General features: G+C 59.1%; 5 protein-coding genes and 1 pseudogene. 2 read left to right on the top strand and 4 right to left on the bottom strand.

The features are described from left to right. Positions 1-365: 365 nt before the first annotated feature. From glpD to F8N96_RS13560, 4 genes are all read right to left on the bottom strand, one after another. A complete protein-coding gene (gene glpD, locus F8N96_RS13575) occupies positions 366-1904 on the bottom strand; it encodes a glycerol-3-phosphate dehydrogenase (RefSeq protein WP_150798223.1) in 1539 nt (512 codons plus the stop codon). Positions 1905-2179: 275 nt separating this feature from the next. Next, on the bottom strand, positions 2180-2935 hold the full coding sequence (locus F8N96_RS13570; RefSeq protein WP_027922833.1) for a DeoR/GlpR family transcriptional regulator: 756 nt from the start codon (positions 2933-2935) through the stop codon (positions 2180-2182). A gap of 95 nt (positions 2936-3030) precedes the next feature. After that, entirely contained in the window at positions 3031-4536 is a 1506-nt protein-coding gene (gene glpK, locus F8N96_RS13565) for a glycerol kinase GlpK (protein ID WP_150798222.1), read from the bottom strand. Between the two features lie 75 nt (positions 4537-4611). After that, the gene (locus tag F8N96_RS13560) at positions 4612-5463 is read right to left on the bottom strand and encodes an MIP/aquaporin family protein (protein ID WP_150798221.1); all 852 of its coding nucleotides are present in this window, start codon (positions 5461-5463) and stop codon (positions 4612-4614) included. Between the two features lie 362 nt (positions 5464-5825). Here F8N96_RS13560 and ybaK point away from each other — a divergent pair, with 362 nt between their 5' ends. Both ybaK and F8N96_RS13550 read left to right on the top strand, forming a co-directional pair. Further along, entirely contained in the window at positions 5826-6296 is a 471-nt protein-coding gene (gene ybaK, locus F8N96_RS13555) for a Cys-tRNA(Pro) deacylase (protein WP_150798220.1), read from the top strand. Continuing rightward, positions 6284-6412: pseudogene (locus F8N96_RS13550) on the top strand (isomerase); the annotation flags it as partial. The gene ybaK and the pseudogene F8N96_RS13550, both read left to right, overlap by 13 nt. Positions 6413-6499 lie beyond the last annotated feature (87 nt).

The raw sequence follows: 6499 nt of genomic DNA, 5'->3' as shown, positions 1-6499 counted from the left end.
GGGCTGGAGCACAATCTACATCACAGGCACAAAGCCTAAGGAGCTGCACGGCTTCCAGGTCCCTCCCTCGATGATCAGTCGAGAACTATCGCTCCTGATGGAGCGATAGTCGAGATACAAGGAGCTGGCTTGCCAGCGAAGGCGTCCCTGAGACCACCAAAAAATTCAAAGACCTCCACAAATCCCTGTAGGCGCTGGCTTGTCGGATCGGCGTACCGCAGCGAAGGTGTCCCTGAGACCAGTACAAAATCCAAGGGCCTCTTCGCTGGCAAGCCAGCTCCTACAGGGGATCGGCGGTGTTATCCAGAACGCAAAAAGCCCCTGAATCGTTAGATTCAGGGGCTTTCGTTCATTCGGTGTCCCGATCAGGCCGCTTCAATCTTGCTGCGGTTCTGCTCGACCTTGCTCAGATAGTCCGCCAACTTCTGTTGCTCTGCCGCCGTGGTGAACAACCCCAGCTTGCTACGCCGCCACAGAATGTCGTGCGCCGTGGTCGCCCACTCCTCGCTGCACAGGTAATCGACTTCGCGGGTATAGAGGCCGCCGCCGATGTGTTCGCCCAGGTCGCCGAGGTTCTGCACACCTTCAAGCATGCGCCAGGTGCGACTGCCGTAGGTGGTGGCCCAGCGTCGGGCGATCTCGGTGGGCACCCAGTCGAACGTGTCGCGGATTTTCGCGCACAAGGCTTGCGGGGTGGTCATGCCTTCGCCGCCCGGCAGGGTCGCGGTGGCGGTCCAGCAGGGCTTGATGTCCTTGAAGTACGGAGCCAGTTGCGCCAGCGCCGACTCGGCCAGTTTGCGATAAGTGGTCAGCTTGCCGCCGAACACCGACAGCAGCGGCGCTTCTTCGCCCGTGCCCGACAAGGCCAGGGTGTAGTCGCGGGTGACGGCCGACGGGTTGTCGGATTCGTCGTTGCACAGCGGCCGGACGCCGGAATAACTGTGCAGGATGTCGTCGCGGCTGATGCGCTTCTTGAAGTGGGCGTTGACCACTTTGAGCAGGTAATCGGTTTCGCCTTCGGTAATCGCCACCTTGGCCGGATCGCCGGTGTACTCGCGGTCGGTGGTGCCGATCAGGGTGAAGTGGTTCAGGTACGGAATGGTGAACACGATACGCTGGTCTTCGTTTTGCAGGATGTGCGCGTGTTCGCCTTCATACATTTTCGGCACGATCAGGTGGCTGCCCTGGATCAGGCGGATGCCGTACGGCGATTCCATTTTCAGGTCGTCACGGATGAACCTGGCGACCCACGGACCCGCCGCGTTGACCAGCGCCTTGGCGCGGATCGAAAACAGGCTGCCATCGGCGCGTTCCAGGTGCAGGTGCCACAGACCCTTGGTGCGACGAGCGCTGACGCAACGGGTCTGGGTGTGAACGTGGGCGCCGTTTTCGCGGGCGGCCATGGCGTTCAACACGACGAGGCGCGCGTCATCGACCCAGCAATCGGAGTATTCGAAGCCTTTGCTGATTTCGCTTTTCAGCGGGCTGTCCGGGCCGAACTTCAGGCTCTTGGAGCCTGCGAGTTTTTCCCTTTTGCCCAAGTGGTCATAAAGGAACAGGCCGGCACGGATCATCCAGGCTGGACGCAGGTGCGGACGGTGGGGCAGCACGAAGCGCATCTGCTTGACGATGTGCGGGGCCTTGGCCAGCAGCACTTCGCGCTCGGCCAGCGCTTCGCGCACCAGGCGGAACTCGTAATGTTCGAGGTAGCGCAGGCCACCATGGATCAGCTTGCTGCTGGCCGACGAGGTGTGGCTGGCCAGGTCATCCTTTTCGCAAAGGAACACCGAAAGGCCGCGACCGGCGGCATCCGCTGCGATCCCCACGCCATTGATCCCACCACCGATGACGGCGATATCGTAGACCTCGGCGAGAGGGGGCGTAGGCAAGGTAGAAGTGGGCATCGGCTGGCCTCGGGCTTTTTTGATGTTCTATATTGGATTTCGAACATTAATGTTCATTTGCGAAAATGGTAGCCCATAAACGCGCCCACAGCCAGCTAACTTCGATTGAAAATACTGATCGAAGGGCTAGGAAAGGAAAATTTTCGAACATTAAAAGCGAGCGGAGGGGTATTGCGGGGAGGCATATTGTAGGAGCCGGCTTGCTGGCGAAGGCGTACTCAAGGGCGCCTTCGCCAGCAAGCCGGCTCCTGCAGGTCGTTTAACACCCTTCGGGGTTAAACGACCTCGAGCCGAATCTTGTGCTGACTCAACAACTGGGCCAATGCCGGTACAGGCTGCTGATCAGTCACCAGGCAATCGATCAAGCTGATCGGCCCCAGGCGAATCATGGCGTTGCGCCCGAACTTGCTGGAGTCGGCGGCCAGGATCACTTTTCGGGCATTGGCGATGATCGCCTGGGACACCCGCACTTCCTGGTAGTCGAAATCCAGCAGGCTGCCATCCTCATCGATACCACTGATACCCACGAGGGCGAAGTCGACCTTGAACTGGTTGATGAAATCGACACTGGCCTGGCCGACCACGCCGCCATCACGCCGCACATTGCCGCCGGTCAGCAGCACGTCGAAATCATCCTTGGCGCTGAGCATCGAGGCTACATGCAGGTTGTTGGTGATGATCTTCAGGTGATTGTGGTTGAGCAGCGCCCGGGCGATCGATTCGGTCGTGGTGCCTATATTGATGAACAACGAGGCGTGATCGGGAATCTGTGCGGCAATGGCTTCGCCGATACGCTGTTTTTCATCGCGCATCTGGTCGGCGCGCATGGCGTAGGCAGTGTTTTCGACGCTGGAGTCGTAAGCGGCGCCGCCATGGTAGCGACGCAATAAATTGGCTTCCGCGAGCTGATTGATATCGCGGCGGATAGTTTGCGGGGTAACGACGAACAGCGTAGCCATTTCCTCGATGCTGACATAGCCGCGTTCGCGGACCAGTTCAAGGATTTGCTGCTGACGGGGAGGCAGATTCATGGGGCGTCCTTTGGGCTGCCGTGCAAAATTTGCCCATGATGCCGGAGGAATCTGCTCCCTACCAGTTACATACCGATACGAGTACCAGGGTTGGCTTATTCAGCGCCTTCGTGCGGTTCCCAATCGCGCGTGCGGCTGACGGCTTTTTTCCAGCCGGCGTAGAGTTTTTCCTTGGCGCTTTCTTCCAGGGTCGGTTCGAACTCGCGCTCGATCACCGCCTTGCCGCGCAACTCGTCCAGGCTGCCCCAGAAGCCACAAGCCAGGCCAGCCAGGTAAGCGGCGCCCAACGCGGTGGTTTCGCGCATTTGCGGACGCTCGACCTGAGTGCCGAGGATGTCGGCCTGGAACTGCATCAGGAAATTGTTCGCCACCGCGCCGCCGTCCACACGCAAGGACTTGAGGCGTTCGCCGGAGTCTTGCTGCATGGCATCGAGTACGTCGCGGGTCTGGTAGGCAATCGACTCCAGCGCAGCACGAATGATGTGATCCACACGCACGCCGCGGGTCAGGCCGAACAATGCGCCACGGGCATACGGATCCCAGTACGGCGCGCCCAGGCCAGTGAAGGCCGGTACCAGGTATACGCCGTTGCTGTCCTTGACCTTGTTGGCGAAGTATTCGGTGTCGTGGGCGTCGTTGATGATCTTCAGTTCGTCACGCAGCCACTGAACGGTAGAGCCGCCGTTGAACACGGCACCTTCCAGCGCGTAAGCCACTTCGCCGCGCGGACCGCAAGCGATGGTGGTCAACATGCCGTGCCTGGACTTCACGGCTTTGTCGCCGGTGTTCATCAGCAGGAAGCAGCCGGTGCCGTAGGTATTTTTCGCCTGGCCCGGCTCGACGCACATCTGGCCGAACAGCGCCGCCTGCTGGTCGCCGGCGATACCGCCGATGGCGATGCCGCTTTTAGTGTGACCGTAGATCTCGGACGAGGACTTAACTTCCGGCAGCATTTCGCGCGGAATATCCAGCACCTCCAGCATCTTCGCGTCCCACTCCAGGGTGTGGATGTTGAAAAGCAGGGTGCGCGAGGCGTTGGTGTAGTCGGTGACGTGCACCTTGCCGCCAGTGAATTTCCAGATCAGCCAGCTGTCGACGGTACCGAACAGCAGTTCGCCCTTGCGTGCGCGCTCGCGGCTGCCTTCGACGTTATCGAGGATCCACTTGAGCTTGGTGCCGGAGAAGTACGGGTCGGTGACCAGCCCGGTGGTGTCGCTGATGTATTGCTCATGACCATCGCGTTTGAGCTGCTGGCAGATTTCGGTGCTGCGCCGGCACTGCCAGACGATTGCGTTGTAGATCGGGCGGCCAGTGATCTTGTCCCAGACCACGGTGGTTTCGCGCTGGTTGGTGATGCCGATGGCCGCCACCTGGTCGTGATGCAGGCCGGCTTGAGCCAGGGCCTCGACCATCACTGCGCTCTGGGTGGCGAAGATTTCCATCGGGTCGTGTTCGACCCAACCGGCTTGCGGGTAATGTTGGGCGAATTCGCGCTGTGCGGTGCAGACCACATTCGCGTCACGGTCGAAAATGATTGCGCGGGAGCTGGTCGTACCCTGATCGAGGGCAATGATGTAGTTCTTATTCTGAATGTCGGTCATGTCGATTGCCTTGGACGAAATAAGGGAGTGGGATCAGGCGCGGGATCGAATGGGCAGGATCGCACGCCAACGCTATCAAGAGGTTCTTGGTTTGCCGTCAATGGCCGGTGCGGCGTCCGTAGTAGCGGGTATGGGGCTGGGCAGATGACGGGCAATCAGCCCGCGATAGGCACCAGCACCGAGGCAGGCACCGACAATCGGTGCAAAAACCGGAATCAGGAAATACGGGATATCGCGCCCGCCGGTGAGGGAAATTTCACCCCAGCCAGCGAAGAAAGTCATCAGTTTGGGACCGAAGTCACGTGCCGGGTTCATCGCGAAACCGGTCAGCGGGCCCATCGAGCTGCCGATCACGGCAATCAGCAGGCCGATCAGCAATGGCGCCAGCGGGCCTTTCGGCAGACCGTTGTTGTCGTCGGTCAGGGACATGATCACGCCCATCAGGATGGCGGTGATGATCACTTCCACCAGGAAGGCTTGAGCCGTGGTCAAGACCGGGTTCGGGAAGGTGGAGAACACCGACGCCAATTCGAGGCTGGCCTGAGTGCCACGAACCATATGGTGGGTTTGTTCGTAATCGAAGAATAAATTGCTGTAGAGCGTGTACACCAGCAACGCGCCACAGAAAGCACCAGCGATCTGGGCGAGGATATAAAAAGGCAGTTTGCGCTTTTCGAAATCAGCGAAAATGCTCAGGGCAATGCTGACGGCAGGATTGAGGTGCGCCCCGGAAACACCGGCGGTCAAGTAGATCGCCATGCTCACGCCAATACCCCAGATGATGCTGATTTCCCACAGGCCAAAGCTGGCACCCGCCACCTTGAGCGCGGCAACACAACCCGTACCAAAGAAGATCAGTAGCGCAGTACCCAGAAATTCGGCCATGCATTGGCTCGAGAGCGACGGTTGTTGTAAAGCGGTTGTCATTGAAAACCTCGTTTTTTGTTGTTGTATGGCGCTTTTTCAAAGCGCGATTTTCACCGAGGCAGGATCCCCATCCTGGTTCTCGGGTTACTGCCGGGTACTGCGGTGAGACAGTTGTACCGTATTCGTATTCGAAAAAATATAGACAAGAAACGCGGCTGTCAAAGGTCGAAAGTGAACCGTCAGTCACAATCGAACTGTTAGTCACATGAATGACCACATCGTTCACGCTACGGGCTGGACATGGACGAACGGTAAAAGGCTTCGCCAAGCCATTGAAACAGCACTGCAATAGAGCCATTTGTCGATCAATGTCCTAGAATCGAGCGCAGTATTTTTCTTCTCTCGCCAAGCCTGGAGCTGCCATGACCCCCGCATTGGATTTGTTGAAAAAAGTTCGTGCCGAACATCGAGTGCACAGTTACGAACATGATCCCAAGGCGGCGTCCTATGGGCTGGAGGCGGCGGAGAAACTGGGACTGGACCCTGCGCAGGTGTTCAAGACCTTGCTGGCGGCCAGTGAAAAAGGTGAGTTGCTGGTGGCAGTGGTGCCGGTCGTCGGAAGTCTCGACTTGAAGGGACTGGCGCACGCGGCGGGGGTGAAAAAAGTCGAAATGGCCGACCCGGCGGCGGCGCAGCGCTCCACCGGTTACCTGCTTGGGGGGATCAGTCCGCTGGGGCAGAAAAAACGCCTGCGCACCTTTATCGATACATCGGCCCAGCCTTTTGCCAGCATTTTTGTCAGTGCCGGTCGTCGTGGCCTGGAAGTCGAGTTGGCACCTGCCGTGCTGGCCGAACACACCCAGGCGAAGTTCGCCCATATCGGTCGCGTCTGACGGCTTTTCAGTGTTCGGTGCGGGGCGGGGAGTTGCTCTGCCGGCTGGAAGGGGATCGATTGAAGATTGGCGGCAATGCGACGCTCGTTGCGAGCGGAACGCTGGTCTTGGGTTAACCCCAATCCCTGTAGGAGCCGGCTTGCCGGCGAAGACGGTCTATCAGTTAACACCTCTACTGAATGTACCGCCGTCTTCGCCGGCAA

The organism is Pseudomonas fluorescens (genome assembly GCF_902497855.1).
GTDB lineage: Bacteria > Pseudomonadota > Gammaproteobacteria > Pseudomonadales > Pseudomonadaceae > Aquipseudomonas > Aquipseudomonas fluorescens_BI.
This window is presented reverse-complemented; position numbering and strand designations above follow the sequence as displayed.